Origin of the sequence: Gluconobacter sp. P1D12_c, assembly GCF_018812105.1 — a bacterium.
Classification (GTDB): Bacteria; Pseudomonadota; Alphaproteobacteria; order Acetobacterales; family Acetobacteraceae; genus Gluconobacter; species Gluconobacter oxydans_A.
Map to the genome: position 1 here is coordinate 1 of NZ_JACSIQ010000919.1, position 351 is coordinate 351.

The 351-nt window shown below is 52.4% G+C and carries 1 pseudogene; it reads right to left on the bottom strand.

Features of this window, described 5'->3' with window-relative positions:
• Positions 1-204 (bottom strand): annotated as a pseudogene (locus KP705_RS19800) (hypothetical protein); the annotation flags it as partial.
• Between the last annotated feature and the right edge of the window lie 147 nt (positions 205-351).

Below are 351 nucleotides of genomic sequence, written 5' to 3' on the forward strand. Positions count from 1 at the left end.
AGCACGGTTCTGTGCGGGACGGATCATAACAAACGGCTCCGTTGTTCCGGGGGCTGGGGTAGTAATGCGTTGAACGGTGACCATGACCCGGCCAAGGGCATCATGGTCAAAATCGGGATTGTCAAAAAACGGCAAAAGGGCTTGGCGAACCTGTTCGGCCTGATCTTCACGAAGCCGATCTTTTGGGGTCTTGAGACGGGTCATGTTCCGCATGTGGGAAACCTCTGTATGAGTGCCGAATAGGTCGCACACTGTGCGACTTTATGGTCGCACGTTGTGCGACCTAATGGCAAGCCATTTTTGGCGGTTCCCCAAGGGAAAAGGATGATCGGTAAAACCCTAGATATAAAT